Source organism: Cupriavidus sp. 207A1, assembly GCF_057798955.1.
Window position 1 is genome coordinate 235,331 of record NZ_JBYOJO010000004.1, and the last position, 26,874, is coordinate 262,204.

General features: G+C 69.0%; 28 protein-coding genes. 20 read left to right on the forward strand and 8 right to left on the reverse strand.

Annotation, left to right across the window (positions count from 1 at the left end; all coding sequences use genetic code 11):
- The first annotated feature begins 162 nt into the window (after positions 1-162).
- The 6 genes from AC3FMM_RS09145 to AC3FMM_RS09170 all read left to right on the forward strand — a co-directional run bounded on the left by AC3FMM_RS09145 (position 163) and on the right by AC3FMM_RS09170 (position 5,790).
- Complete coding sequence (locus AC3FMM_RS09145; protein ID WP_473704632.1) at positions 163-936, forward strand: SDR family oxidoreductase; 774 nt, start codon at positions 163-165, stop codon at positions 934-936.
- A gap of 75 nt (positions 937-1,011) precedes the next feature.
- Positions 1,012-1,920, forward strand: a complete 909-nt coding sequence (locus AC3FMM_RS09150; protein ID WP_473704631.1) for a LysR family transcriptional regulator — start codon at positions 1,012-1,014, stop codon at positions 1,918-1,920.
- Positions 1,921-2,132: 212 nt separating this feature from the next.
- Entirely contained in the window at positions 2,133-3,218 is a 1,086-nt protein-coding gene (gene pdhA / locus AC3FMM_RS09155; RefSeq protein WP_115713933.1) for a pyruvate dehydrogenase (acetyl-transferring) E1 component subunit alpha, read from the forward strand.
- Between the two features lie 67 nt (positions 3,219-3,285).
- Complete coding sequence (locus AC3FMM_RS09160; protein WP_115713934.1) at positions 3,286-4,263, forward strand: alpha-ketoacid dehydrogenase subunit beta; 978 nt, start codon at positions 3,286-3,288, stop codon at positions 4,261-4,263.
- 45 nt (positions 4,264-4,308) lie between these two features.
- Complete coding sequence (locus AC3FMM_RS09165; RefSeq protein WP_115713935.1) at positions 4,309-5,427, forward strand: dihydrolipoamide acetyltransferase family protein; 1,119 nt, start codon at positions 4,309-4,311, stop codon at positions 5,425-5,427.
- A gap of 168 nt (positions 5,428-5,595) precedes the next feature.
- The gene (locus AC3FMM_RS09170; protein ID WP_018006421.1) at positions 5,596-5,790 is read left to right on the forward strand and encodes a ribbon-helix-helix domain-containing protein; all 195 of its coding nucleotides are present in this window, start codon (positions 5,596-5,598) and stop codon (positions 5,788-5,790) included.
- A gap of 2 nt (positions 5,791-5,792) precedes the next feature.
- On the opposite strand, the gene AC3FMM_RS09175 is transcribed toward AC3FMM_RS09170, so the two are convergent.
- The gene (locus AC3FMM_RS09175; protein ID WP_488686478.1) at positions 5,793-7,478 is read right to left on the reverse strand and encodes a SulP family inorganic anion transporter; all 1,686 of its coding nucleotides are present in this window, start codon (positions 7,476-7,478) and stop codon (positions 5,793-5,795) included.
- Between the two features lie 215 nt (positions 7,479-7,693).
- Here AC3FMM_RS09175 and AC3FMM_RS09180 point away from each other — a divergent pair, with 215 nt between their 5' ends.
- The gene (locus AC3FMM_RS09180; RefSeq protein ID WP_116313969.1) at positions 7,694-8,131 is read left to right on the forward strand and encodes a universal stress protein; all 438 of its coding nucleotides are present in this window, start codon (positions 7,694-7,696) and stop codon (positions 8,129-8,131) included.
- Positions 8,132-8,234: 103 nt separating this feature from the next.
- Complete coding sequence (locus AC3FMM_RS09185) at positions 8,235-8,891, forward strand: peroxiredoxin (RefSeq protein WP_488686479.1); 657 nt, start codon at positions 8,235-8,237, stop codon at positions 8,889-8,891.
- A 323-nt stretch (positions 8,892-9,214) separates the two neighbouring features.
- Here AC3FMM_RS09185 and AC3FMM_RS09190 read toward each other — a convergent pair whose 3' ends face one another.
- The gene (locus tag AC3FMM_RS09190) at positions 9,215-10,192 is read right to left on the reverse strand and encodes a chemotaxis protein (RefSeq protein WP_488686480.1); all 978 of its coding nucleotides are present in this window, start codon (positions 10,190-10,192) and stop codon (positions 9,215-9,217) included.
- 297 nt (positions 10,193-10,489) lie between these two features.
- Here AC3FMM_RS09190 and AC3FMM_RS09195 point away from each other — a divergent pair, with 297 nt between their 5' ends.
- From AC3FMM_RS09195 to AC3FMM_RS09230, 8 genes are read left to right on the forward strand one after another with little or no spacing between them, the layout of a single operon-like run.
- Positions 10,490-11,293: a GntR family transcriptional regulator gene (locus AC3FMM_RS09195; protein ID WP_115714306.1), complete on the forward strand. Its 804-nt coding sequence runs from the start codon at positions 10,490-10,492 to the stop codon at positions 11,291-11,293.
- Positions 11,290-13,068 (forward strand): fumarate reductase/succinate dehydrogenase flavoprotein subunit, encoded by a 1,779-nt coding sequence (locus AC3FMM_RS09200; RefSeq protein WP_488686481.1) that lies wholly within the window; start codon positions 11,290-11,292, stop codon positions 13,066-13,068. The genes AC3FMM_RS09195 and AC3FMM_RS09200 overlap by 4 nt, the downstream gene beginning before the upstream one ends.
- A 13-nt stretch (positions 13,069-13,081) precedes the next feature.
- Complete coding sequence (locus tag AC3FMM_RS09205) at positions 13,082-13,327, forward strand: 4Fe-4S dicluster domain-containing protein (protein WP_115682390.1); 246 nt, start codon at positions 13,082-13,084, stop codon at positions 13,325-13,327.
- Positions 13,328-13,367: 40 nt separating this feature from the next.
- A complete protein-coding gene (locus AC3FMM_RS09210) occupies positions 13,368-14,789 on the forward strand; it encodes an ABC transporter substrate-binding protein (protein WP_116313966.1) in 1,422 nt (473 codons plus the stop codon).
- Positions 14,790-14,803: 14 nt separating this feature from the next.
- The gene (locus tag AC3FMM_RS09215; RefSeq protein WP_414248569.1) at positions 14,804-15,649 is read left to right on the forward strand and encodes an ABC transporter permease; all 846 of its coding nucleotides are present in this window, start codon (positions 14,804-14,806) and stop codon (positions 15,647-15,649) included.
- Entirely contained in the window at positions 15,646-16,452 is an 807-nt protein-coding gene (locus AC3FMM_RS09220) for an ABC transporter ATP-binding protein (protein WP_116313964.1), read from the forward strand. Before AC3FMM_RS09215 ends, AC3FMM_RS09220 begins: the two co-directional genes overlap by 4 nt.
- Before the next feature lie 26 nt (positions 16,453-16,478).
- Positions 16,479-17,477 carry a HEAT repeat domain-containing protein gene (locus AC3FMM_RS09225; protein WP_488686482.1) on the forward strand — a complete coding sequence of 333 codons (999 nt, stop codon included), beginning with the start codon at positions 16,479-16,481 and terminating at the stop codon, positions 17,475-17,477.
- 8 nt (positions 17,478-17,485) lie between these two features.
- Positions 17,486-17,749, forward strand: coding sequence for a gamma-butyrobetaine hydroxylase-like domain-containing protein (locus AC3FMM_RS09230; protein ID WP_240071163.1), 264 nt, complete (start codon positions 17,486-17,488; stop codon positions 17,747-17,749).
- Between the two features lie 7 nt (positions 17,750-17,756).
- Here the strand turns inward: AC3FMM_RS09230 and AC3FMM_RS09235 are convergent, their stop codons facing one another.
- Positions 17,757-18,017, reverse strand: a complete 261-nt coding sequence (locus AC3FMM_RS09235; protein ID WP_115713946.1) for a MoaD/ThiS family protein — start codon at positions 18,015-18,017, stop codon at positions 17,757-17,759.
- 29 nt (positions 18,018-18,046) lie between these two features.
- Entirely contained in the window at positions 18,047-19,204 is a 1,158-nt protein-coding gene (locus tag AC3FMM_RS09240; RefSeq protein ID WP_488686483.1) for a glycosyl hydrolase, read from the reverse strand.
- Positions 19,205-19,781: 577 nt separating this feature from the next.
- Between AC3FMM_RS09240 and AC3FMM_RS09245 the strand changes: the two genes are divergently transcribed.
- On the forward strand, positions 19,782-20,405 hold the full coding sequence (locus AC3FMM_RS09245) for an N-acetyltransferase (RefSeq protein ID WP_116313961.1): 624 nt from the start codon (positions 19,782-19,784) through the stop codon (positions 20,403-20,405).
- Positions 20,406-20,421: 16 nt separating this feature from the next.
- Here the strand turns inward: AC3FMM_RS09245 and AC3FMM_RS09250 are convergent, their stop codons facing one another.
- A complete protein-coding gene (locus AC3FMM_RS09250) occupies positions 20,422-20,631 on the reverse strand; it encodes a hypothetical protein (RefSeq protein WP_115713949.1) in 210 nt (69 codons plus the stop codon).
- 468 nt (positions 20,632-21,099) lie between these two features.
- Between AC3FMM_RS09250 and AC3FMM_RS09255 the strand changes: the two genes are divergently transcribed.
- Positions 21,100-22,503: an NCS2 family permease gene (locus AC3FMM_RS09255; protein WP_115713950.1), complete on the forward strand. Its 1,404-nt coding sequence runs from the start codon at positions 21,100-21,102 to the stop codon at positions 22,501-22,503.
- Between the two features lie 146 nt (positions 22,504-22,649).
- On the opposite strand, the gene AC3FMM_RS09260 is transcribed toward AC3FMM_RS09255, so the two are convergent.
- A complete protein-coding gene (locus tag AC3FMM_RS09260; protein ID WP_115682378.1) occupies positions 22,650-23,060 on the reverse strand; it encodes a VOC family protein in 411 nt (136 codons plus the stop codon).
- A gap of 326 nt (positions 23,061-23,386) precedes the next feature.
- Between AC3FMM_RS09260 and AC3FMM_RS09265 the strand changes: the two genes are divergently transcribed.
- Positions 23,387-23,695: an H-NS histone family protein gene (locus tag AC3FMM_RS09265; protein WP_111516681.1), complete on the forward strand. Its 309-nt coding sequence runs from the start codon at positions 23,387-23,389 to the stop codon at positions 23,693-23,695.
- 86 nt (positions 23,696-23,781) lie between these two features.
- On the opposite strand, the gene AC3FMM_RS09270 is transcribed toward AC3FMM_RS09265, so the two are convergent.
- Positions 23,782-24,366, reverse strand: a complete 585-nt coding sequence (locus AC3FMM_RS09270) for a hypothetical protein (RefSeq protein WP_115713952.1) — start codon at positions 24,364-24,366, stop codon at positions 23,782-23,784.
- 530 nt (positions 24,367-24,896) lie between these two features.
- Between AC3FMM_RS09270 and AC3FMM_RS09275 the strand changes: the two genes are divergently transcribed.
- On the forward strand, positions 24,897-25,925 hold the full coding sequence (locus AC3FMM_RS09275; RefSeq protein ID WP_240987779.1) for an AraC family transcriptional regulator: 1,029 nt from the start codon (positions 24,897-24,899) through the stop codon (positions 25,923-25,925).
- 12 nt (positions 25,926-25,937) lie between these two features.
- Here the strand turns inward: AC3FMM_RS09275 and AC3FMM_RS09280 are convergent, their stop codons facing one another.
- Positions 25,938-26,858 (reverse strand): LysR family transcriptional regulator, encoded by a 921-nt coding sequence (locus tag AC3FMM_RS09280; RefSeq protein ID WP_326346410.1) that lies wholly within the window; start codon positions 26,856-26,858, stop codon positions 25,938-25,940.
- Between the last annotated feature and the right edge of the window lie 16 nt (positions 26,859-26,874).

The following is a 26,874-nucleotide window of genomic DNA, read 5'->3' on the forward strand; positions in this document are numbered from 1 at the left end:
CTTCGCGTTACTTCTACGGGCCGGCACGGCACCGCCACCGCGTCCGATGCCGCCCCGCATTGTTCTGGTTTTCTGGATGATCTATCCAGTCGCCGCCGATTTATTCCCACCTCTTGCCCGCCTAAGCTGAAGCCTCCTTCGACGCATCCACAGGAGAGTTTCATGGCTGACCATTCCATCCGCGGCAAGGTCGCGCTGATCGCCGGCGGCGCCAAGAACCTGGGCGGGCTGATCGCGCGCGACCTGGCCGCCCAGGGCGCCCGCGCCATCGCCATCCACTACAACAGCGCGGCCTCGCGCGCCGACGCCGATGCCACGGTCCAGGCGCTCCAGGCAAGCGGCGCCGAGGCCGTGGCGCTGCAGGCGGACCTGACCCGCGCGGGCGCGGTCGAGCGGTTGTTTGCCGATGCCGTGGCCGCGGTGGGCCGTCCCGATATCGCCATCAACACGGTGGGCAAGGTGCTGAAGAAGCCGTTCGCCGACATCAGCGAGGCCGAGTACGACGAGATGTCGGCCGTCAACGCCAAGAGCGCCTTCTTCTTCCTCAAGGAAGCCGGCCGCCACGTCAACGACCACGGCAAGATCGTCACGCTGGTGACCTCGCTGCTGGGTGCGTTCACGCCCTTCTATGCCGCTTATGCCGGCACCAAGGCGCCGGTCGAACACTTTACCCGCGCCGCGGCCAAGGAGTTCGGCGCGCGCGGCATCTCGGTGACGGCGGTGGGTCCGGGCCCGATGGACACGCCGTTCTTCTACGGCCAGGAGGGCGACGATGCCGTGGCCTATCACAAGAGCGCGGCGGCGCTGTCGCCGTTCTCGCCGACGGGACTGACGCATATCGAGGATGTGGTGCCCTTGATCCGCCATCTGGTCAGCGACGGCTGGTGGATCACCGGCCAGACCCTGCTCATCAACGGCGGATACACGACCAAATAAGCCATAGGCCAGCCCGCCAGGCGCCGGTACCCGCACGCATTGCAGGTATGCTTGCGCCATCGACGAGCGAGGCGCATGGACAGATTCGACCAGTACCGCGTATTCCTGCAGGTGGCCGAGATGGGCAGCTTCATCAAGGCCGCCCATGCGCTTGGGCTGCCGCGCGCCTCGGTGTCGGCGGCGGTGCAGGGTCTGGAGGCCCAGGTCGGCACGCGCCTGCTGCACCGGACCACGCGCCAGGTGCGGCTGAGCGCCGACGGCGCGCAATTGCTCGAACGATTGCGCCCGCTGCTGGCCGAGGTCGAGGATATCGACCAGCTGTTCCAGGCCGGCCAGCGCCAGGCCAGCGGCCGACTGAACGTCGATATGCCCAGCCGCATCGCGCGCCGGCTGGTGGCACCTGCGTTGCCCGCCTTGCTGCGGCGCCATCCGCGGCTGCAGCTGTCGCTCGGCTCCAGCGACCGTGCCATCGACCTGGTGCAGGAAGGCGTGGACTGCGCGGTGCGCTTCGGCGTGCTGGCCGACAGCAGCCTGGTAGTGCGGCCGCTGGGCCGGATCGCGCTGGTCAACTGCGCCAGCCCGGCCTACCTGCGCGAACACGGCGAGCCCCGTGAGCCGAGCGAGCTGCGCCGCGGCCATCTCGCGGTGGGCTACGCCAGCCCCCGCACCGGCCGGGACCTGCCGTGGGAATTCCTGGATGCCGAGGGCAGCGTGCACGAGGCCGAAGTGGCAACGCGCGTCTCGGTCAACAATGCCGAGAGCTATATCGCCTGCTGCCTCGGCGGAATCGGCCTGATCCAGATTCCGCGCTTCGACGTGCAGCACCTGCTCGACAGCGGACAGTTGCTGGAAGTCATGCCCGACTGGCGCCCGCCCACCATGCCGGTGTCGCTGCTCTACCCGCACCGGCGCCAGCGTTCGCAACGGCTCGCGGTGTTCCTGGAGTGGTTCCGCGCGCTGATGCAGCCGCACCTGGAAGGCTGAGCGGCGGCCCCGCGCGCGCACTGCCGCATTGTGCGCAGCAAGACAATTTCGCGCGGCGCCGGCCGCGCAAATGCCCTACACTCAAGCTCAAGTCCCCCGCGCCCAAAAAGCACGGCAGGGATCACAACGCGATCATTGCCGCGGAGGGCTGCGAAGATCCTCGCCCCGGTCCGCGCGGATCCTGTCGAGACAACCGCATCGAGAGACCTGCCATGTCCACGGTTGCGCGCTTTGAGATCGGCTATACCCGCTACCTTGCCCCACCGGGCGACACCACTCCCACCACTGTTCCCCTTCCACCGTTCGGCAGCGACCCTGACGCGCTGGTACCGCTGTACCAGGCCATGGTGCTGACGCGCCAGTTCGACCTGAAGGCAATCGCGCTGCAGCGCACCGGCAAGATCGGCACGTTCGCGTCGGCCCTGGGCCAGGAGGCCATCGGCGTGGGCGTGGCCTACGCCATGCGACCGGAAGATGTGCTGGTGCCCTCGTACCGCGACCACGCGGCGCAGTTTGTGCGCGGCGTCACGATGACCGAGAGCCTGCTCTACTGGGGCGGCGACGAGCGCGGCAGCGGCTTTGCCGCGGCGCCGCATGACTTTGCCAACTGCGTGCCGATCGGCACGCAGGTGTGCCACGCGGCCGGCGCGGCCTACGCGTTCCAGCTGCGCGGCGAGCCGCGCGTCGCGGTCTGCCTGCTGGGCGACGGCGGCACCTCCAAGGGCGACTTCTATGAAGGCATGAACATGGCCGGCGCGTGGCGCGCGCCGCTGGTGATCGTGATCAACAACAACCAGTGGGCGATCTCGATGCCGCGCAGCGGCCAGACCGCGGCCCAGACGCTGGCGCAGAAGGCCATTGCCGCGGGCATCCCGGGCGAGCAGGTCGACGGCAACGACGTGGTCGCGGTGCGCCACCGCGTCGGCGAAGCGATCGCGCGCGCCCGCGATGGCGGCGGCCCCGCGCTGATCGAGGCCATCACCTACCGGCTGGGCGACCACACTACCGCCGACGATGCCTCGCGCTACCGCGACGAAGCCAGCGTCAAGGCGCACTGGCAGCACGAGCCGCTGTTGCGGCTGCGCACCCACCTGCTGGCCCTGCATGCCTGGGACGCGGCGCGCGAAGAAGCGCTGGTCAGGGCGTGTTCGCAGCAAGTGGCGCAGGCGGTCGAAACCTATCTGGCCATGCCGCCGCCAGACCCGGCCGCGATGTTCGACTGCCTGTACGCGGCCATGCCGGCCGAGCTGCAGGCGCAGCTGGAGATCGCGCGGCGCTTCCCGGCGCAGCACGGCTAGCCGCTGCCGGCGCCGCCGGCGCTGCGCGCGCACTCCTTCCCCGACCCGGTCCCACAGCGAGCGAACCATGGCGGAAATCAATCTGGTCGAAGCAGTCAACCTGGCGCTGGCCCATGCGCTGGACCACGATCCCGATGTGCTGCTGCTGGGCGAGGACATCGGCGTCAACGGCGGCGTGTTCCGCGCCACCGTGGGCCTGCAGGCGCGCTTCGGCGCCGCGCGCGTCATGGATACGCCGCTGGCCGAAGGCGGCATCGTCGGCGCGGCGATCGGCATGGCGGCGATGGGGCTCAAACCCGTGGCCGAGATCCAGTTCACCGGCTTTATCTACCCGGCGGTCGATCACATCATCAACCACGCCGGGCGCATGCGGCACCGCACGCGCGGGCGGCTCGCCTGCCCGCTGGTGGTGCGCTCGCCGTGCGGCGCGGGCATCCACGCGCCCGAGCATCATTCCGAAAGCCCGGAGGCGATGTTCGCGCACATGCCGGGCATCCGCGTGGTGGTGCCGTCATCGCCGGCACGCGCGTACGGGCTGCTGCTGGCGGCAATCGCCGATCCCGATCCGGTCATCTTCCTCGAGCCCACGCGGCTGTACCGGCTGTTCCGCCAGGAGGTGGCCGATGACGGCGCGGCGCTGCCGCTCGACACCTGCTTCACGCTGCGCGAAGGCAGCGACATCACGCTGGTGAGCTGGGGCGCGATGGTCCAGGAGACGCTGGCCGCCGCCGACGCGCTGGCCGCCGAAGGCGTCACCGCGACCGTCATCGACGTGGCCACGCTCAAGCCGCTGGACATGCAGACCATCCTGGAGGCGGTCTCGCGCACCGGCCGCTGCGTGATCGTGCACGAGGCACCGCGCACCGCCGGCTTCGGCGCCGAGATCGCGGCGCAGCTGGCCGATGCGGGGCTGTACTCGCTGGCCGCGCCGGTGCAGCGCGTGACCGGCTTCGATACCGTGGTGCCGCTGGCGCGGCTGGAGTACACCTACCTGCCCGGCGTCGCGCGCATCGTCGATGCCGCGCGCAGGGCGCTGGCGGCGTAGGCCGCCGACCGCAACCGGACCGTTCACGCTAGCCAAGGAGGACCGATGCGAGTCTTCAAGCTGCCCGACCTGGGCGAAGGCCTGCAGGAGGCCGAGATCGTGGCCTGGCACGTCAAGACCGGCGACACGGTGGCGGCCGACCAGCCGCTGCTGTCGGTGGAGACCGCCAAGGCGATCGTCGAAATCCCCTCGCCTTATGCCGGCAGCATCGGCAAGCTGTTTGCGCAGCCGGGCGACATCGTGCACCTGGGCGCGCCGCTGGTGGGCTTCGAGGGCGCCGGCGAGGATGCCGACGCCGGCACCGTGGTGGGCTCGGTCCAGGTCGGCACGCACGTGGCCAGCGAAGCCGCGCCGCCCGGCACGGCCGCGCCCGCGGCGGGCATGGCCGCGCGCGTCAAGGCCACGCCGGCGGTACGAGCGCTGGCGCGCCAACTGGGCGTGGACCTGGCGATGGCGACCGCCTCGGGCCCCGAGGGCATCGTCACCGCCGCCGACGTGGAACGGGTCGCCGCCACGCTGAAGGATCTTGGCGCGCCGGAAGAGCTGCGCGGCGTGCGCCGCGCGATGGCGCAGAACATGGCGCGCGCGCAGGCGGAAGTGGCCGCCGCCACCGTGATGGACGACGCCGACATCCACGCCTGGCACGCCGGCGCCGACGTCACCATCCGGCTGGTGCGCGCGCTGGTGGCTGGCTGCCGCGCCGAGCCCGGGCTCAACGCCTGGTACGAAGGACAGACCGGGCGCCGCCACGTGCTGAAGAAGATCGACGTCGGCATTGCCGCCGACCTGCCCGAGGGCCTGTTCGTGCCGGTGCTGCGCGATGTCGGCAACCGCGACGCCGCCGACCTGCGCCGCGGGCTCGACCGCATGCGCGCCGATATCCGCGCGCGCACCATCGCCCCCGAGGAGATGCGCGGCAACACCATCACGCTGTCCAACTTCGGCATGATCGCCGGGCGCTATGCGGCGCCGATCGTGGTGCCGCCCACCGTGGCGATCCTGGGCGCCGGGCGCGTGCGCGACGAAGTGGTCGCGGCCGGCGGCGTGCCCGCGGTGCACCGGGTCATGCCGCTGAGCCTGACCTTCGACCACCGCGTGGTCACGGGCGGGGAAGCGGCGCGGTTCCTGGCGGCAGTGATTGCGGATCTGGAGATGGCGGAATAGGGAAGACTACTGGTTTTGCCAGCACCAGCTGTGTGCTCCCTCTCCCGCACGCGGGAGAGGGAGCAAGCCACCAGCATGCACACGGCCGCTAAAGCCCCGCGGCAGCGCTGTATATAATGCCCATCCAATCGCCGCCGCCATCTCCGGCCCGGAGCGCCGCACACCCTCATGGAATCCAAGACCGCCCGCCTTACCATCCTGATCGATCCGGTCAAGAAGAAGGCCTTTGAAACGCTGTGCGCCGCGCAGGACCTGACGCCGTCGCAGGTGGTGCGCCAGCTGATCCGCGATTACCTGGCGCAGCATGGCGTGGATTACGCCACCAAGCCCAAACCGGCGGGCAGCACGCGCCAGAAGAAGTAAGTTCAGCGTGGGGCGCTGGCCTCGCCGCGCCCCTCTCCCGCCAGCACGGCGCAGCGCTGCGCCGCCTGCGCCAGCGAATCCGCGTAGTTGCCCTCGCCCAGCGCCGCCAGCACGCCGGCGCGCGCCAGCTTTTCCCGGACCCGCGCGTTGGCCTCGGCCAGCACCACGGCGACGCCGCGCTTCTGCAGCGTGACGATCACCGCCTCCAGCGTCTGCAGCCCGGTCATGTCCATGAAGGGCACGCGGCCCAGGCGGATCAGCAGCACGCGCGGCTCGGTATGGGTCTGCACCAGGGCACGCTCGCACGCTTCGACGGCACCGAAGAAGAACGGACCGTCGATGACATAGACCATCACGCCCGGCGGCATCGGCGCCACCGCGCCGGTGCCTGCATCGCCCAGTTCGCGCGCGACGGCCTCGGCGGCCTGGGGTGCCACTTCCACCGATGCCGACATGCGCCGCAGGAACTGCAGCATGGCCAGGATCACGCCGATATTGACCGCCACCACCAGGTCGGTCAGCACCGTCAGCGTAAAGGTGATCAGCAGGATCGCGACATCGGCGCGCGGCGCGCGCCGCACCATGCGGGCGAACTGGCGCATCTCGCTCATGTTGTAGGCCACCACGAACAGGATCGCGGCCAGCGCGGCCAGCGGCACGCTGGCCGCGAGCGGCGCCAGGAACAGCAGCACCAGCACCAGCGTGAGCGCATGCACCACGCCGGCCAGCGGGCTGTTGCCGCCGTTGCGGATATTGGTGGCGGTGCGCGCGATCGCGCCGGTGGCGGCAAACCCGCCGAACAACGGTGCCAGCACATTGGCGATGCCCTGTCCCACCAGTTCCTGGTTGGAGTCGTGCCGGGTGCCCGCCATGCCGTCGGCCACCACGGCCGACAGCAGGGACTCGATCGCGCCCAGCATGGCAATGGTGAAGGCAGGCCCCGCCAGCTCCAGCACGCGCGCCAGCGTGACCTCCGGCAGCGCCGGCACCGGCAGGCCGCGCGGCAGGCCGCCGAAGGCCGTGCCAATGGTGGCCACGCCGTCGAAGCCGAACAGCGCCTGCGCCGCGGTGGCCGCCACCAGCGCCACCAGCGGCCCCGGCACGCGCCGCAGCCAGCGCACGCGCGGCGCGCCCACCACCAGCGCCAGGCTGCCCAGCGCCAGCGCGGTGGTGGCGGGGTGCCATTGCGGCAGCGCCTGCAGCAGATGCCAGAGCTTTTCATGGAAATGCGCGCTGGCCACCGGTGGCAGCCCGAAGAAATCGCGCCACTGGCCAACGAAGATGATCACGCCGATGCCCGCGGTAAAGCCGACAATCACCGGCGCCGGAATGTAGCGGATCACGCTGCCCAGCCGCGTCAGCCCCATCGCCAGCAGGATCAGGCCCGCCATCAGCGTGGCGATCTGCAGGCCGTCGATGCCGTGGCGCGCCGTCACCGCGGACAGCACCACGATAAAGGCGCCGGTGGGCCCGGCGATCTGCAGCCGGCTGCCGCCCAGCAGCGACACCGCCAGCCCGGCGACGATGGCCGTGTACAGGCCCTGCTCCGGCTTGGCGCCCGAGGCGATCGCGAACGCCATCGCCAGCGGCAGCGCCACCACCCCGACGATCACGCCCGACACCACGTTCGGCAGCCAGTTGCCGCGTTGGAACAATCCGGCCAGCCAGGCTTCGCGTAGCGCAATCATGCTTCAGTCCCTTCCATCGGTGCGGGGGCAAAGGTGAATCGAATGATAACAGCATGTTAATGCTTGCCCCGGCTCCGGCCGGATTGGCGGCCGCGCTCCGGGGCGCCGGGCGTCCTGTTCCTTATGCCGCGCAATTCCTATACTGGATTGGCTCGCCCGCCAGTGCGCGGACGCGCCAGGCTGGCGCGGTATCTTTTTGCAAGCGGAGGCTCATCATGTACAGGCACCTCCTAGTACCGACCGACGGCTCCGCGCGCGCCGATGCCATGGTGGGCCGCGCGATGGCATTCGCCAGCCGCATCGGCGCCCGCGTGACCGGGTTGCATGTGCTGCCCGAGTACCACGTGCTGACCTACCGGCTCACCAGCCTGCAAGACACCAAGAGCAACTTCGCCGCCGAAGCCGCGCGCCACGCCGACACCTTCCTGGCCGCGCTCAGCCACAGCGCGGCACAGGCCGGCGTGCCCTGCGACACCATCACCGCCACCGACGACCATCCCTGGCAGGCCATCATCGCGTGCGCGCAGCAGCGCGAGTGCGACCTGATTGTGATGTCGTCGCATGGCAAGCGCGGGCTGCAGGCGCTGCTGATCGGCAGCGAGACGCACAAGGTGCTGACCCACAGCACGATCCCGGTGCTGGTGTTCCGCTGACGGGAGACAGCGCCAAGGGGGGGTAGCGGGATAGCGGGGATAGCGGGCAACAGTGCGCGGCAACGCGCGATTCCAAACCATGCCAACTGCAAGGAGCGCAACCATGGCGATTCGACTGGGCGAGCAAGCCCCTGATTTCACCGCCGACACCACGGAAGGCCAGATCAGCTTCCATCAGTGGATCGGCGACGGCTGGGCCATCCTGTTCTCGCATCCCAAGGACTTCACGCCGGTGTGCACCACCGAGCTGGGCTACATGGCCCGGCTCAAGCCCGAGTTCGACAAGCGCAATACCAAGATCATCGGACTGAGCATCGATCCGGTGGGGGATCACCAGCGCTGGGTCAAGGACATCGAGGAAACGCAGGGCTGTACCGTCAACTACCCGATGATCGGCGATGCCGACCTGAAGGTGGCCAAGCTCTACGACATGATCCACCCGGAGGCCAGCGGCAGCGGTCCGCGCACCGCGGTGGACAACGCCACCATCCGTTCGGTGTTCATCATCGGCCCCGACAAGAAGGTGAAGGCGATGCTGGTGTACCCGATGAGCGCGGGACGCAATTTCGACGAGGTGCTGCGGCTGCTTGACTCGCTGCAGCTCAACGCCAAGCACACCGTGGCCACGCCGGTCAACTGGAAGCCGGGCGAGGACGTCATCATCCCGACCTCGGTCTCGGACGAGGAAGCCAGCAAGAAATACCCGCAGGGCTTCAAGACGCTGAAGCCCTACCTGCGCACGGTGGCCCAGCCCAAGTAGCGCAACGACGCAGGGAGGCGAGAACAGGGAGAGCGAGGAGCGGCGGCACCAGGGAGCGCGGCGGCGCGGAGCCCGCGCCGGGCCGCGGCTGGGGCTTCCCGGCCGGCATCGCGCGATGCCGGCCGGGAGGGCACCGGCGGCTCCGACTTGTCCACAGAAAATATCCACAGGAACAGTGGATATCCCCCCTCTTGACAACCGCGAAGGGCGCGCCCGTGCTGGAACGCGCTGGAGTGCCCGTTTTATAGGCAACCAACCGGCGTACGGGAATGGTTGCGGGCGCTTGCATTTTGTGCCTGCCGCTCATACCCGCGGCAGCGTGCCTATCGGGTCAGCACCGCGCGGATGGTGTCGGCCAGCTCCTTGGCCACGAACTTGGCCACATAGGCATCGGCCCCCACCTTGCGCACATGTTCTTCGCTGGCCTCGCCCGACAGTGATGAATGAATCACCACGGGCAGCGATTTCAGCCGGCTGTCGGCCTTGATCTTGCGGGTCAGCGTAAAGCCGTCCATCTCGGGCATTTCCAGGTCGGTCAGCACCAGCGCCACGTCGTCCTGGACCGGGCGGCCCTGGCTGGCGGCTTCGGTCGCGATGCGGTCCAGCAGTTCCCAGGCTTCCTTGCCGGACTTGGTCATCACCACCGGCGCGCCCAGGGCCTTAAGGCCCTGCTCGATCAGCCCGCGCGCCAGCGCGGAGTCGTCGGCGGCGATCACCCTGGCGCCCGGCCGCAGCTGCAGCTGCGGCCCGACCTCGCCCGGATCCACGTCTGGCTGGCGCGTCGGCAGCACGTCGCGCAGGATCTGCTCGACGTCGAGCACCTGCACCAGGCGTGCCGCGTCCGCACTGCCCGCGGCTCCATCCGCGCCCCCTTCCAGCTTGGCGATGCTGGTCACATGGCCGGTGCGCACGCTGCCTTCGGCCGAATGCACCTGGTTCCATTCCAGCCGCACGATTTCCTCGACGGCCTCGACCGCGAAGCCCTGGGTCGAGCGGGCGTATTCCGTCACCAGCAGGATGCCCAGGCCGCCGCGCGGCTTGCAACCCACCAGCCGCGGCAGGTCGATCACCGGAATCACCTGGCCGCGGATATCGGCCATGCCCAGGATCGACGGGCCGGCACCGACCACGGTCGTCACCGGCGGCATCACCAGGATCTCGCGCACCTTGAAGACATTGATGCCGAACAGCTCCGACTGGCCGGAATGCTCCGCCTCGCCGAGCCGGAACAGCAGCAGCTCGAACTGGTTGTTGTTGGTGAGGTTAGTCCGTTCGTCGATGTCCCTCATGGAACTGCTCATGCGTTGCTCCCGTGCCGTGCGTGTGTGTGTTGCCGCCATCGTTGTCATCTGCCCGCGGCCGCGGCGGATGGCGCACGGCAGGGTTCATGACTGGATATCGGCGAGCGGTATCGGGAGTTGAGTGGCGCAGCCAGCGCAAGTTCGGATTTCATCCTTGCATATCCGGATTGCTTCGTTCCTCCGGCACGGCGTCGTCCATATAGTGATTCCCAACTTGTCATAACACGCTATGTCGATCCGATGACCTCCCGGACCAACGCGGTACCCACCCTCGGCGCCACGGCATTGCCGGCCACCATGCCGATCCCGCTGCCGCTCTACACGCAGATCAAGGATGCCTTGCGCGCCCGCATCCTCGACGGCACCTATCCGCCGCACCACCAGATGCCGTCGGAGAGCGAGCTGGGCGAGAGCTTCCGCGCCAGCCGCATCACCGTGCGCCAGGCGCTGGGCGACCTGCAGAAAGAGGGCCTGATCTTCAGGATCCATGGCAAGGGCACCTTCGTCTCCAGGCCCCGCGCCTTCCAGAACGTGACCTCGCTGCAAGGCTTTGCCGAGGCGATGTCGAGCATGGGCTATGAGATCCTGAACCAGGTGCGCAGCTGCAAAAGCGTGCCCGCCAGCCGTCACGTTGCCGCGCAACTGGGTCTGCGCGAAGGCGACCCGGTGGTGGAGATCCGGCGCGTGCGCCTGCTCAACCGCGAACCGGTGTCGCTGGAGCTGACCTGGGTGCCGGAGGCCGTCGGCCGCCGCCTGCTCAATGCCGACCTCGCCACGCGCGACATCTTCCTGATCCTGGAAAACGACTGCGGCGTAAAGCTCGGCCATGCCGACCTGAGCGTCGACGCGATCCTCGCCGACGACGACCTGACCCGGGCGCTGCGCATCCAGGACGGTGCGCCGGTGCTGCGCATCGAACGCCTGACCCACGACGCGCAAGGCACGCCGATCGACTACGAGTTCCTCTACTTCCGCGGCGACGCGTTCCAGTACCGGCTGCGTGCAGACCGGCACAAGGCGGCGCCCGCCACCAACGTCAACCACACCGCAGGCCGCGCGCGGCCCCGCAAACCAGCCAGCAAGGGGAAGCCCTCCGCATGAACACCCTGACTCACGAATACGACATCGTTGTCGTCGGCGGCGGCACCGCCGGCCCGATGGCCGCGATCAAGGCCAAGGAACGCAATCCCGCGCTGCGCGTGCTGCTGCTCGACAAGGCGCACGTCAAGCGCAGCGGCGCCATCTCGATGGGCATGGACGGGCTCAACAACGCCGTGATCCCCGGCCACGCCACCCCCGAGCAGTACACGCGCGAGATCACCGTGGCCAACGACGGCATCGTCGACCAGTCCACCGTCTATGCCTACGCGCGCCACAGCTTCGCCACCATCGAGCAACTGGACCGCTGGGGCGTGCGGTTCGAGAAGGACGAGACCGGCGACTACGCAGTGAAAAAGGTCCATCACATGGGCTCTTACGTGCTGCCGATGCCGGAAGGACATAACGTCAAGAAGGTGTTGTACCGCCAGCTCAAGCGCGCGCGGGTGGAGATCACCAACCGCATCGTCGCCACGCGCGTGCTGACCGACGCCAGCGGCGCCGCCAGCGGCGTGATGGGCTTTGACTGCCGCACCGCGGACTTCCACGTGATCCGCGCCCGCGCCGTGATCCTGTGCTGCGGCGCCGCCGGCCGCCTGGGCCTGCCCGCGTCCGGCTACCTGATGGGCACCTACGAGAACCCCACCAATGCCGGCGACGGCTACGCCATGGCCTATCACGCCGGCGCGGCGCTGGCCAACCTGGAGTGCTTCCAGATCAATCCGCTGATCAAGGACTACAACGGGCCGGCCTGCGCCTACGTAACCGGCCCGCTGGGCGGCTATACCGCCAACGGCAAGGGCGAGCGCTTTATCGAATGCGACTACTGGAGCGGCCAGATGATGTGGGAGTTCTACCAGGAGTTGCAAGGCGGCAACGGCCCGGTGTTCCTGAAGCTGGACCACCTGGCCGAAGAAACCATCCAGACCATCGAGACCATCCTGCACACCAACGAACGCCCCAGCCGCGGACAGTTCCACGCCGGGCGCGGCACCGACTACCGCAAGCAGATGGTCGAGATGCATATCTCCGAGATCGGCTTCTGCAGCGGCCACAGTGCTTCCGGCGTGCATGTGAACGAGCGCGCCGAGACCACCGTGCCGGGCCTCTATGCCGCCGGCGACATGGCCGCGGTGCCTCACAACTACATGCTGGGCGCCTTCACCTATGGCTGGTTTGCCGGGCAGAACGCCGCCGATTACGTTGCGGGCCGCGCCCTGCCGGAAGCCGATGCGGCCCAGGTCGGGGCGGAGCGCGCGCGCGTGTTCGCACCGCTGGCCCGCGCGAGCGGCCTGCCGCCCGCGCAGGTGGAATACAAGCTGCGCCGCATGGTCAACGACTACCTGCAGCCGCCCAAGGTCACGCGCAAGATGGAAATCGGCCTGCAGCGCTTCGATGCCATCGCCGAGGACATCGGCCAGATCCGCGCCGCCAATCCGCACGAGCTGATGCGCGCGGTCGAGGTGATGGCGATCCGCGACTGCGCGGAGATGGCGGCACGTGCCTCGCTGTTCCGCACCGAGAGCCGCTGGGGCCTCTACCACCATCGCGTCGACTATCCGCAGCGCAATGACGCCGAATGGTTCTGCCATACGCACCTCGGCAAGGATCACGCCGGGCGCATGGTCAGCCACAAGCGCGAGGTCGAACCGTACATCGTGCCGGTGGAAGGCGACGACGCCACCGCCTACCAGCGGCTGCGCGTCGGCCGCGGCCACGCTCCCGCCCCGGCCGCCACGGCCGCAATGTCCGGACCGGCCACCCTGGCTGCCGCCTGAAGGAACCCACGCCATGGCCTACACCCCGCATGAAATCACCCAGCGCAGCAGCGCACCCGTCACCATCGACGAAGACAAATGCATTGCCGACAAGGGCTGCACGGTCTGCGTCGATGTCTGCCCGATGGACCTGCTGGCTATCGACCTGGCCAAGGGCAAGGCCTATATGCAGTTCGACGAGTGCTGGTACTGCATGCCTTGCGAGAAGGATTGCCCGACGGGCGCGGTCCGGGTCGAGATCCCGTACCTGCTGCGTTGATGGCCCCGCTTCATGACCACAGCACCACAGAGATAGCCCCATGAAAGCCTCCACCAGCCTCCACCTGTTCCTGGCGCTGGCCGCCGCCAGCCTGGGCGGCGCAGCCAGCGCCGAAACCATCCGTGTCGCCATCGGCACGCAGGACACCACCATCAACTGCGCCACCGGCGGCCTGCTGATTCGCGAACTGAAGCTGCTCGACAAATACCTGCCACGCACCGGCAAGTACAAGGACGTCACCTACGACGTGCAATGGAAGAACTTCACCTCCGGCCCGCCGCTGACCAACGAGATGGTGGCGGACAAGCTCGATCTCGGCGCCATGGCGGATTTCCCCGGCTCGCTCAATGCCGCGGCCTTCCAGAAGGCCGGCAAGAAGAGCCTGTTTATCGCGCCCCTGTCGGGCAATGCGATCGGCACCGGCAACGGCATCGTGGTCCCCACCGATTCCCCGGTCCAGTCGCTGGCGGAGCTCAAGGGCAAGACCATCTCGGTACCGTTCGGCTCGACCGCGCACGGCATGCTGCTGCGCGCGATCAAGCGCCAGGGCTGGGACCCGGACAAGGACGTGACGCTGGTGTCGCAGTCGCCCGAGGTCGGCGGCTCGGCGCTGCAGGCGCACAAGGTCGACGGCCATGCCAACTTCGTGCCGTTCCCCGAGTTGTTCGCCTTCCGCGGCTTTGCCCGCAAGATCTATGACGGCTCCCAGGCCGAGGCGCCCACCTTCCACGGCGCGCTGGTGAGCGCGGACTATGCGCAGAAGTATCCGGAGATCGTGGTGGCGTACCTGCGCGCCGCCATCGAGGCCGACCGGCTGATGGCGGCCGAGCCCGAGAAATACAGCGAACTGATTGCCAGGGTGACCGGCATCGACGCCGAGGTGGACTACCTGTTCCACGGCCCGCTCGGCCTGCAGAACCGCGACTACACCTGGAAGCCGGAATACCGCCAGGCGCTGCAGACCTCGATCGAGACGCTGAAGCTGCTCAAGCGTACCGATGCCGACCTGAGCGCCGACACCGTGATCGACGACCGCTACATCCGCGAAGCCTTCAGGCTCGAGGGCCTGGACTATGAGGCGCGCCTGAAGGCCTACGACAAGCAGCCCCTCGCCGCCAGGGACGCGGGCAGCGGCAAGCCCATCGCGGAACCGAAGCTGGCCGCGCAACTTTGGCTGCGCGGCGAGCCCAGGGTGCGCGCCTATGCCTCGCCGGCGGCAGCGTTCGCCGCGCTCAGGCAGGCTGCAAAGGAGGGCAGGCAGGCGCGCGTGCTGTATGTGCATGACCGCAATACCGGCCTGAAGCTGCTGGCGAACAAGGCGTGGTACGTGCAGGACGGCAAGGGACAGGTCAGCGCCTTCCTGCTCAAGGGCTCCGCCGATGGCTGGGCCAAGGCCAATGGTGGCAATGTGCGCGACTTCGCCGCGGTCAGCGGCGCAGCCGTTGCCGTCGCCAGCAACTGACGCGGAGCGCAGCGATGACCGCAATCACGCTTGAAGCCGGGGCGCCCCCGGTGGCGCCGGCCGCACCGGGCGCGGCACGCGAGCGGCTGGCGCGCTGGCTGGTGCGCCTGGCCGCGCTGGCGGCCTGCATCGTGCTGTGGCAACTGGCTTCGTCGCACCGGGCCCATCTTGGCATTGTCACGTTCGCCAACGTGCCGGCGCCCAGCGACGTGGTGCCCGCGGCCTGGCAGTTGCTGCAGTCGCCCAAGCTGGTGCTGCACCTGGGTAACAGCCTTTACCGCGTGTTTGCCGGCTTCGGCGCGGCGGCCGTGGCGGGCATCGTGCTCGGCATGGCGATCGGCCGCTCGCGCTGGCTGGAAGACCTGCTGCTGCCGCCACTGGAGGTGCTGCGCCCGATCCCGGGCGTGGCGTGGATTCCGCTGGCAATCCTGATGTTCCCCTCGTCGGAGCTGAGCATGATCTTCATCACCTTTATCGGGGCGCTCTTTCCGATCCTGCTCAACACCATCCACGGCGTGGAGCGTACCGATCCCCGCCTGATCGCCACGGCGCGCAGCCTGGGCGCGCGCCGCTGGACGCTCTTCCCCGAAGTGCTGCTGCCGGCGGCGCTGCCCAGCATCGTCACGGGCCTTGCGATCGGCATGGGCACGTCCTGGTTCTGCCTGGTCACCGCCGAGATGATCGCGGGCCAGTACGGCATTGGCTACTACACGTGGGAGGCCTACAACCTGCAGAACTATGCCGACATCGTCGTCGGCATGCTGCTGATCGGCGCCTTCGGCATGGGCAGCAGCGCACTGATCAAGCGAACCGGCGCGTGGCTGATGCCATGGACCCGCCTGCAGCAGGTGCGTGCATGACGAGCCAACCGATCCGCGCGGGCCGCTTGCAGGTGCGCGGCCTGGACGTGGCGCTGGGCCACGGCGAGTCCGGCTTTACCGCCGTGCACCAGCTTTCCATCGACATTCCCGCCGGGCAGTTCGTCTGCATCCTGGGGCCGTCGGGCTGCGGCAAATCCACGCTGCTGGGCGCTATCGCCGGCCACCTGCCGGCGGCGGCGGGCGAGATCCTGCTCGACGGGGCGCCCGTGCGCGACCCCGCCCCGGAGCGCGGGCTGGTGTTCCAGCAGCACTCGCTGTTCCCGTGGAAGCGCGTGCTCGACAACGTCGGCTTCGGCCTGAAGATGCAGGGCGTTGCCGCCGCCGCGCGCAAGCGCGAGGCGCAGGCCCTGCTGGACCTGGTCGGGCTGGGCAGTTTCGCGCGGCGATATCCGGCCGAGCTCTCGGGCGGCATGCAGCAGCGCGTGGAGATCGCGCGCGTGCTGATCAACCGGCCGCGCGTGCTGCTGATGGACGAGCCCTTCGGCGCGCTCGACGCGCAGACCCGCGCCCACATGCAGGCGCTGCTGCTCGACATCTGGACGCAGGTGCGCACCACCGTGGTCTTTGTCACCCATGACATCGACGAGGCGTTGTTTCTCGCAGACCGGGTGCTGGTGATGTCGCAGCGGCCCGGACGCATCCTGGAAGACATCGCCATCCCCTTCGAGCGGCCCCGCCGCGCCGAGCTGATGACCGATGACGATTTCATCCGGCTCAAGCGCCGCTGCCGCGACCTGCTCCATGACCACACCCAGGCCGGCGCGCTCGCGACTGCCGCCTGACTGCCATATCGACCCGACTGCCATCCATGCCGCACGATTGCGCTTTGCCTGACCCCTCCCTGCCTGACCTCGATCCCGCCATCCGCGCGCTGGCGCTGCGCCTGGCCGACCCCGACCCCGCCGTGCGCCGCGTGGCCGTGCTGCAACTAGCCGACCTGGAGGACGAGGACGGCGTGCCGCTGCTGCTGCAGCGGCTGCAATCCGACCCCGCCGAGACCGTGCGCGCCGAAGCCGCGCGCACGCTGGCCAGCTGGGAACAGGCAGAGGTCGTGCCGGCCCTGGCCGCCGCCCTGGCCGATCCCGGCCGCGAAGTGGCGGACGCCGCGGCGCAAGGGCTGTCAGAACTGAAAGACCCCGCTTCCGGCGCCGCCCTGCTGCCGTGGGTCACGCACCAAGACCCCTTTGTCCGCGCGGCCGCGTGGCGCGGCCTGCGCGAGTTGCGCCATGCGCCAGGCTTCGATGCGGCCATGGCCGCGCTGTCCGATGCGGCCGCGCCGGTGCGGCGCGAAGCCGTGGCCGTGCTGGGCTGGCTCAAGCGCAACGAAGCCCTGCCGGCGCTGGCCCGGGCCGCCACCGGCGACACCGACACCGACGTGCGGCGCGCCGCCGCCGGGGCCCTTGGCCTGGCAGCCGACCCGTCGGCACGCGACGCCTTGCTTGCGGCCCTGCGCGACAGGGCCTGGCAGGTGCGGGAAGAAGCTGCGCGGACCATGGGAAAACTGAAATTCCCCGACGCCGTGCGCCCGTTGATCGAGGCGCTGGAAGACCCCTACTGGCAAGTCCGCCTGCAGGCCGCCAGGGCCCTCGGCAAGCTGCGCGATCGCGCCGCGACGGCGCCGCTGACAGTGCAACTGACCCACGCCATCAGCAACCTGCGCAAGGAGGCCGCGCTGTCGCTGGGCAACCTGCAGGATACGGCGGCGCTTCCGGCCCTGACCGTTGCGGCGGACGATGCCGATCCGGAGGTACGCAAGGCCGCGCGCATCGCGCTGGCGCAGATCGGCTCGCCGCCGGGACCGGCATGAGCGGCGGCATGGTCATCCCCACGCGCCTGGAGCTGTCGCGCAGCGAAGGCGCGCTGCGCATCTGCTGGCCGGACGGACAGCGCCAGTCGCTGGACCCGGCCCGGTTGCGCGCGGCATGCCGTTGCGCCGCCTGCCGCGGCAAGCCGGTTCAGGGCGGAATGCGCGACCTGCAAATCGTCGCCCTCGGGGACATGGGCTACGGCGTGCAGATCGTGTTCAGCGACGGGCACGACCGCGGCATCTACCCATGGCAGTACCTGCAGGCGCTATAGCCGGGTTTCACCCGCCTGCCAGCGCCTGCAGGATATGCACCTCGTCGGTCTCCTGCAACGGCGCATCCAGCCGCATCAGCTGTGCGCGATTGACGAAGACGCGGATATACGGCCGCAGCTTGCCCTGCTCGTCGACGATGCGAAAACGCATGCCGGGAAACTGGCGGTCGAGGTCGTCGAGCAACTCGGCAATGCTGGCGCCGTGGCCCTCGACATATTCGCGCTGTCCGGTATAGGAAAACAGCGGCGTCGCGATACGGACCTGCATGTTGAATCCTCCGGCGCGGTGGCCGGCGCTCAGGCCGGACGCGCCACGCTGACCGCGTAGATCTGCGGCAGGTTGCGGGCGATGCATTGCCAGGCCTCGCCTTCGTCCGCGCTGGCCCATAGCTCGCCGCCGGTGGTGCCGAAGTACACGCCCACCGGAGCATGGCCGTCGGTGGCCATGGCCTGCCGCTTGACCGTGAACCAGCCCTGTTCGGCGGGCAGGCCGCGGTCCTGGCGCTGCCAGGTCTCGCCGCCATCGCGCGTGACATAGGCGGCGGGCCGGCCGCCCGGGCTCACGCGCGGCCACACGTCGCTGCCATCCATCGGGAACACCCACACCGTGCGCGAGTCGCGGCGGTGCGCCACGATCGGGAAGCCGATGTCGCCGACCTCCGCCGGCATCGCCTCGCCGATCCGCTTCCACACGCCTTCGCGGCGGTCCATCCGGTAGATGCCGCAATGGTTCTGCTGGTACAGGATGTCCGGATTGGCGGGATGCTGCAGCACGCAGTGCGGGTCCTGGCCGTACTCCGGGTTGGGGTCCGGCAGGAAATTGGCGATGCTGCCGCGGTTCAGCGGCTTCCAGTCGGCGCCGGCGTCGGTGCTCTCGAACACGCCGCCGCTGGACATGCCGATATACAGGTGGCGCGCATCACGCGGATCGACCAGCACGGAATGCAGCTTGGGACCGTCGGGGGTGCCGTCCTGCTCGCCGCCGGTCCAGGCGCGCCACATCGGATGATCGTTGAAGCCGCGCACCGGCTCCCAGGTCGCGCCATGGTCGGCACTGCGGAACAGCCCCTGTGGCGAGGTGCCGGCGTACCAGGTGCCGGGCTCGCTGGCATGGCCGGGGGTGAGCCAGAACACGTGGTCGACCACGCGGCCGCTCTCGCCCTCGGGCACCTTGTCGAACGCGGGCGGGCGGGCCGCCTCGGTCCAGTTGCGGCCGCCGTCGGCGGAGCGGAACACGGTCGGGCCGAGGTGGCCGGTGCGGGCCGCCATCAGCAGGCGCGACGGGTCGCGCGGGTCCTGCACGATGTGGTGGATGGTATGGCCAAGGAAGGTCGGGCCGTCGATCTGCCAGCCGCGGCGCGCGGCGTCGCTGGTCAGGAACCAGGCGCCCTTGGTGGTGGCCACCAGCAGCCGGACCGGGCCGGTGTCCGTTTCGGGGGTGGGGGAAGTCGTCATCTTGGCTCCTGCAAGAAGGCCGGGTGAACGATGTTTCCGAGTCTAGTACATGTAGACAGTGTTCACAATGAACGATGGCGACAGCCCATCCCCGCGCGCTGTCAGCCGCCCGCGGGCGTTCGAAGTAGAACGGAGTTCACGGTGGAAGCCGGCGACTTGTCTGGACATTCCCGATGAAGTGTGGCATAAGCAATGTTCCTTCGCACCCTCGCGCCCCCACCCTCCATGCCTTGCTTCGCCCGTTTCGCCACCCTGAACCGCCCGGCCCAGCCGGCGGCAGGCGTGCGCGCGCGCGCCGCGCAGCAAGGCCTTGCCCCTGACCTGGCCAGGCACTTCCCCGCCTGCAACCCGGTCCGCCGCGCCGTGCTTTTCCTGGCCGTGCGGGCAGTTCGGGGCGCCACCCTCCAGCCCTGAGCTTTCCCGCACGGCCCATGTCGCGGATGCCATCCGGCACCCGCTCGATCATGCAGCCAGGAGAAAGCCAGACATGTCACCGCTCTACCGCCATACCTTCTGCGCCATGGTGGCGCTCGCCGCGCTCTACCTGCTCCTCAATTCCTGAGCGGGCGAGACTGCCATGGCGAATTTCCATGCCCTGCGCCTGCCGGCGCCGGCGCTGCCGCGCGCGCTCGAACTGCGCATCGACGTTGAACTGGCCCCCGCCGAGATCGAGCGCGAACTCGATGCCCTGCATGGCCGCATCGGCCGGCCGGGCGATCGCCTCCATGCGATGCCCGCCCTGCCGGCGGGCGCGCCCGGCCTGCGCCTGCGCTACCGCGAGGCGGACGGCGAGTACTACGTGTATGTGGAAGACGTGATGCAGCGCCGGTTGGCCGGTTATACCGTCTTCAACCGGCTGATCGAAGTCGGCCGCCGGGCCGATCCGTGGGTGCGGGCGCCGCATAGCAAGTTTGCGCCCGCTTTCCAGCGCCGCGGGCTGGCGCGGGCGCTCTATCGATGGGCGCTGGACGGCGGGCTATGCCTGCTGAGCGGCGCGCGGCAGTCTGCGGGCGCCCACGCGCTATGGCAGGCACTGGCCTCCGATTACGCCATGGGCTATGTGGATTTGCGCAGCAAGACGCTGACGTGGCTCGGCGATGACGTCGATGCCGCCACGCGCGACGGCCTGCATACGCGCATGCTGCTGCTCGGGCGCGGCTGGACGCTGGAGGCGTTCATGGCCCGCACCGGCATGTACTGACGCGGCGCGCGGGACTTTACAGCCAGCGGATCGGCGCGGCCTCGCGGGCATTGGCGGCGTACAGCGCCCAGCCCTGCGCAAAGTAGGCGCGCACGCGCGCGGCCAGCGACTGGCCGCCGCCCATGCGGGCGTAATAGGCGACATCGCGCGCCGGCTCCGCGGCGCCAGGCTGCGCGGACTTCGGCTGGGCGGGCTGGCGATAGAGGGTGTCGGCGAGTGCTTGCATGGCGATTCTTCCTTTCCGGTTGGGAAACAGGTTTAGTGTCTCGTGAAGCACTTCTGGCCGGAATTCGGCCCGGATCTCGAGACAATTCAGGGTTATCCCTAGTATAGAGAAGTCGACCGCCGGGCATCCGGGTCATTCCCTATAGGCCGTATATGCGGCGCCTGATAACGGCAGCCGCCGAAAACGCCACCTGAAGCGCCCTTACCGCCAAGAGATACTCACGCATCACATTCGATATTCTCCGTCGCACATGCCGCGCATTGAGCGCCGGTGATGATGGCCGGCGCCGCCTCACCTAGCCTTCAGCCTTGCCCGGATCACGCCCACAGAAGGCACCGACAAGCGGCACACCGATAACAGCGGGGTTGGCCAGGATTTCCGCCTCCAGCCCAGACCAGAACCACGTGAGACCGTCTGACGACGTTCCGCACGACGGACGTTGCAGCGCCCGCAAGGAGACAGCCCATCATGATCGAACAACCCTATCCGTCGTCCGCGGCGGAGGCCGATCCCGCACGCCCCCACGCCCCCAATGTGCCGGAAGTCAAAGGCCGGCTCGATGCCTTCTTCGAGATCACCGCGCGCGGCAGCACGCAGCGCCAGGAAGTGGTGGCCGGCGTCACCACCTTCATGGCGATGGTCTACGCCGTCTTCGTCGTGCCGGGCATGCTGGGCAAGGCCGGCTTCGATACCAGCGCGGTCTTTGTCGCGGTGTGCCTGACCACGGCCTTCGGCTCGCTGCTGATGGGCCTGTGGGCCAAGCTGCCGATCGCCATCGGCTGCGCCATCTCGCTGACCGCGTTCATGGCCTTTGGCCTGGTGCTGGGCCAGGGCCTGTCGCCGGCGGTGGCGCTCGGCGCGGTGTTCCTGATGGGCCTGATCTTCACCGCGATCTCGGTCACCGGCGTGCGCTCCTGGATCCTGCGCAACCTGCCGGCCGGCGTCGCGCACGGCACCGGCATCGGCATCGGCCTGTTCCTGCTGCTGATCGCCTCGAATGAAGTCGGGCTGGTGGTCAAGAACACGCATGCCGGCCTGCCGGTGGCGCTGGGCAAGATCACCTCGTTCCCGGTGGTGATGTCGGTGCTGGGCCTGGCCGCAATTTTCGGGCTCGAGCGCCGCAAGGTGCCGGGCGGGATCCTGCTGGTCATCATCGCCATCTCGGCGCTGGGCCTGGCCTTCGATCCGGCGGTGAAGTTCACCGGCGTGTTCGCGCTGCCGTCGCTGAGCGCACCGGGCCACGAGTCGCTGATCGGCGCCATGGACGTGCGCGGCGCGCTCACCGCCGCCGTACTGCCGAGCGTGCTGGCACTGGTGATGACCGCGGTGTTCGACGCCACCGGCACCATCCGCGCGGTCGCCGGGCAGGCCGGGCAGCTCAATGCCGCCGGCCATATCCACAACGGCGGGCGCGCGCTGACCGCGGACTCGGTCAGCTCGATCTTCTCGGGCATGTTCGGCGGCGCCCCGGCCGCGGCCTATATCGAGTCGACCGTCGGCGTCGCCGCCGGCGCCAAGACCGGCCTGACCGCGGTGGTGGTGGGCCTGCTGTTCGTGGCGGTGATGTTCTTCTCGCCGCTGGCCGCGCTGGTGCCGTCCTACGCCACCGCGCCCGCGCTGATGTACGTCGGCCTGCTGATGCTGTCGAGCGTCAGCCGCCTGCACATGGATGACCTGGTCGATGCACTGGCCGGCCTGGTCTGCGCCGTGTTCATCGTGCTGACCTGCAATATCGTGACCGGCATCATGCTCGGCTTCTGCACCCTGGTGGTGGGCCGCATCGTGGCCGGCGAATGGCGCAAGCTCAATCTCGGCACCGTGGCCATCGCGGTGGTGCTGGCTGCGTTCTACGCCGGCGGCTGGGCGATCTGACCACGCTGCGCATGAGCGCGTCCCGGACGTTGCCGGGACGCTGGCAACCAGATGTCTCCTCCACCGCGATCCAGGTGGATTTCAAGCCCGGGCTTCCTGCTTTCCCGGGCTGTTTTTTTTGGCGCGGGCCCGGCGCGATGGCGCGTTCACTGCGACGCCTGCATTGCCGCCACATCCATGTACACCAGCTCCCAGACATGGCCGTCGAGGTCCTGGAAGCCGTGGCCATACATAAAGCCCAGATCCATTGGCGGCTTGTAGGTATTGCCCCCCGCCAGCACCGCGGCATTGACCATTTCATCGACGCGGGCGCGGGTTTCCATCGACAGGCAAACCAGCACTTCGGTGGCTTTGCGCGCATCGCAGATGTCATTGGGCGAGAAGCTGCGGAACTTGGCTTCAGTGAGCAGCATCACAAAAATGTTCTCGCCGACGATCATGCAGGTCGCGGTATCGTCGGTAAATTGCGGATTGAAGGAAAAGCCCAGCTGGGTAAAGAAGGCAATCGACTTTTGCAGGTCGCGCACGGGTAAATTGACAAAGATCTGCTGACTCATGGGGGGCTCCGGTAGTCGTGGCGTGGCACTGCGCGGGGCGCAGACAAACAGTCTAGGCGCTAAAGCCGGGCGGCGCGCGTATTTCGATTGGCCCGGAATGAGGGCAAGAAAATGGAAACCCGCACTGCAAAACGACCATTGGCTGGGGCAATGTCGCAGCCATGGAAGCGGCAATGGTTCCCGCATTCGGCGAGACAATGATGCCGACCAGCGCCCCGACAATCTGTCCGTGCAATCTGCGTTATTTTTTGTAAAATTTTTTCAGGTGCCCTGACACCTGAATTTCTAGTACCATGCAGCGGCCTAATTGCAGAAAGGGGATATAAATGGCGACATACAAGCAACTCCTGGCTGAGAAGGAAGCGCTGGAAGCCAAGCTGAATGAAGTGCGCGCGAACGAAGTGGCGGGCGTGATCGATAAAATCCGCGAACTGATGACCGAATATGGCCTGACCGCGGAAGACATCCTGCCGCGGCGCAAGCGCGGCCGTCCCGCCGGCAGCAGCGCGCGCAAGACTGCCGCCGCCCTGCCCCCCAAGTACATGGACCCCAAGACCGGCAAGACCTGGTCGGGCCGCGGCCGGGCGCCGGCCTGGCTGGGCAAGCGTCCGGAGCGCTTCCTGATCGAGCAGTAAGCCAGCCCTGCCGTCGGGGCTCAGGGGCCGCGCCGGTTGCCCGCTGCCCCGCCAACCCGTCCGCAGCCGGGGGGCCCGGACGGGTTTCACAACGCCTGGCAGACATAATCCTTTCGCAGCGCCCTGAAACCCTGCTGCGTCGGCTCGGCCGTCAGGCGTGCGCCGCCGTCGGCCAGCGGCTGCAGGCGCAGGATTCGCGCCGAACACTGGCTGGCGGTCTCGTCCCGCTGGTAGCGGATCTCGTACTGCGCGCCGGCCACCGGCACGAACGACACGCCCGCGGCGCAGCGCATCTCGGGCAGCGGCGGCGCAGCCGCCGACGTCACCGCCACATAGATGCGCCGGCCCGCCTCGACCAGTCGCTCACGCGTGCGCGCGGCCGGCTCCGGCGAACGCCCGGCCATGTCCAGGCCGCGCTCCCTTCCCATCGCCGACAACTGCCTGCCCATCCCCGCCAGCACCAGCGGCCGGGCCGGATCCGGGCATCTGGCCGGATCGACGACGGTGAACGAGGTGTTTTCATCGGTGCTGGTCATCAGCCGCACGCTGGCGGACGGCGCACCGGCAGGTACCCGGTATTGCGCCACGCAGCCCGACAGCGTCACGGCGGCGGCAAGCAGCGGCAACACGGCAAGGCGGGGCGGGAAGGCGAACGACCGGTCATGGCGCATGGCAGCGGGCAGGTTGACTCGCGAAAGGGGGATGCCGGGCCTGGTGCAGCGTTGGCGGCACGATGATGCGAAATGGCGCATGGATGCGACCCGATCGCGCCGAGGCCGACCCCCACCGCCGGTGGCCGCCGGCGCCGCAGGAGCCCCGCCATGCAGTCAAACCGGCCCAGCATACCCGCTTCCGACGTCCGCCGGCAGCCGCACAAACCCATGTTGAAAACTTCGACGTGATATCCACAGAATCTGTGGATATCCTGCCGTGACCTGTCCGAAAACCCCGGTCTGTGCGCCACCGCACCGGACTGCCCAAAATTTAAGCAACGGGTTGCAGCGACCCGCCAGGCCAGCAGCGGCGCGGCCCTCCCTGTCGCCTGGCATCCAGGGATGCCTTCCTGAGCGTCCGTTAAGCTGCCTGGCACACACTTCCGGCCGCCCCGCGCCCTTGAAGGGGCCATCGTCACCGCGTAATCTCTTTCGTACCGGGGGCTGCACGGGCGCAATTGCGCCACCTTGCCAGCCAGAAAACGACGATGCCACAACAAGAGCCTATCCAGGCCGGGCCGTTGCCTCGTGACCTGCTGCACGCGCTGCGTGAAGGCGGTTACGACGTATCGGCACTCGCGCCTGCCCCGGAATCCGACTCCGACTCCGACTCCTGCGACCACCAACCCGCCGCGCATGCGGCCGACCCGCAACAGGCCATCCACCTGCTGCTGGCCGTCTATCACGCCACCGGCGACCCCGCCATCGGACTGTGGCTGGGCAGCCGGATGCCGCCCGACCTGCTCGGCCTGGCCGGCCTGCCCGCGATGGCCGGCCCGTCATTGGGCACCGCCCTGCGGCGCATCGCGCGCTACCAGAAGCTGCTGGCCGGCGATCGTGTCGAGCTGCGCCGCCAGGGCGACGAAGCCTGGGTCTGCATCCGCCCGAGCGATCCCGAGGCGCCCGACAGCCGGCCGCGCATCGACATGGAGCTGTGCTCGCTGCTGGCCTTCGGCCGGCGCTTCACGCGCAAGCCGCTGCATCCGCTGCGGGTGTCGCTGCGCATTGGCCAGCCGGCCTGGCACCTGCGCTATACCGAGGCCTTCGACTGCCCGGTGCGCTTTGGCGAGCCCGAAGACGCGATCGTGTTCGGCCGCCGCGACCTGGCGCTGCGGCTGATGGCGCGCGACCGCTCCAGCCCGGCGGCGCCCGCCGCCAGCCGCGACCTGCGGCCCGCCGCGGCATCGCTGGGCGATGTGCGCAGCGCCCTGCAGCAGCTGGCCGGCGATCGCGCCCTGAGCCTGGCCGCGGTGGCGCGCCACCTCGACATCAGCGAGCGCACCTTGCAGCGCCGGCTGATGGCCGCCGGCACCAGCTTCCGCACGCTGTGCGAAGACGCGCGGCGCGACCTGGCCGGCCACTACCTGAGCGAAGGCGCGATGTCGCTCGGCGAGATCGCGTTCCGGCTCGGCTTCGACGATGCCAACTCGTTCTTCCGCGCGTTCCGCCGCTGGACCGGCATGACGCCGGGCGACTACCGGCGCCACGCCACGGCCGCGCCGCAGCCGGCGGCGTAGCGCGGGCCCCGCTCACCCGCCGTGGAGCCGTTCCCACGGCGGGTGTTCGCCAAAGCGTTCAGCCAGGAAATCGACGAAGGCGCGCACGCGCGGCGGCACCAGGCGCCGCTGCGGCATCACCGCGTAGATGCCGGTGTCGGCCACCGGGTAATCGGGCAGCACCTGCACCAGCCGGCCGGCCTGCAGGTCGGCGCACACATGCCAGGCCGAATGCAGCGCGATGCCGAAGCCCGCCAGCGCCGCGTCGGACAGCAGCTCGCCGGTATTGGCCTCGATCCGGCCGCGCACGCGCACGGCAATCTCGCCGCCGGCGCCATCGCCCAGCCGCCACACATCCTGCCGTCCCTGGCTGCCCACCAGCAGCAGGCAATCGTGCCGCGCCAGGTCCTGCGGCGTGCGCGGCGTGCCGCGCCGGCGCAGGTAGTCGGGCGACGCGCACAGCAGCCGCCGGTTGTTGGCCAAGCGGCGCGCGACCAGCGCCGAGTCGTCGAGCGCACCGATCCGGATCGCCAGGTCGAAGCCGGCGCTGACCAGGTCCAGCACGTGGTCGCTCAGGTTGACGCTGAGCGATACCCCGGGATGGCGCCCCAGGAATTCCGGCAGCAGCGGCGAGACGTAAAGCCGCCCGAACGACGACGACGTCGTGACCCGCAAGGTGCCGGTGATGCCGGTGCCGGCCTGCCGCAACGACGCCCCCAGCGCCTCCAGGTCGTCCACCAGCGCGCGCCCCTGCTCGGCCAGCACCGCGCCCTCCGGGGTGGCGTGCAGCCGCCGCGTGGTGCGATGCAGCAGGCGCACCCCAAGCTCGCGCTCCAGCCGTTGCAGGCGCTGGCTGGCCACCGCCACCGACAGGTCCAGGCTGCGCGCCGCGGCACTGATCGAGCCCAGGTCGAGCACGCGCAGAAACAGGCCGATATCGCCGATCCGGTCCATGATTTTCAATGATTTA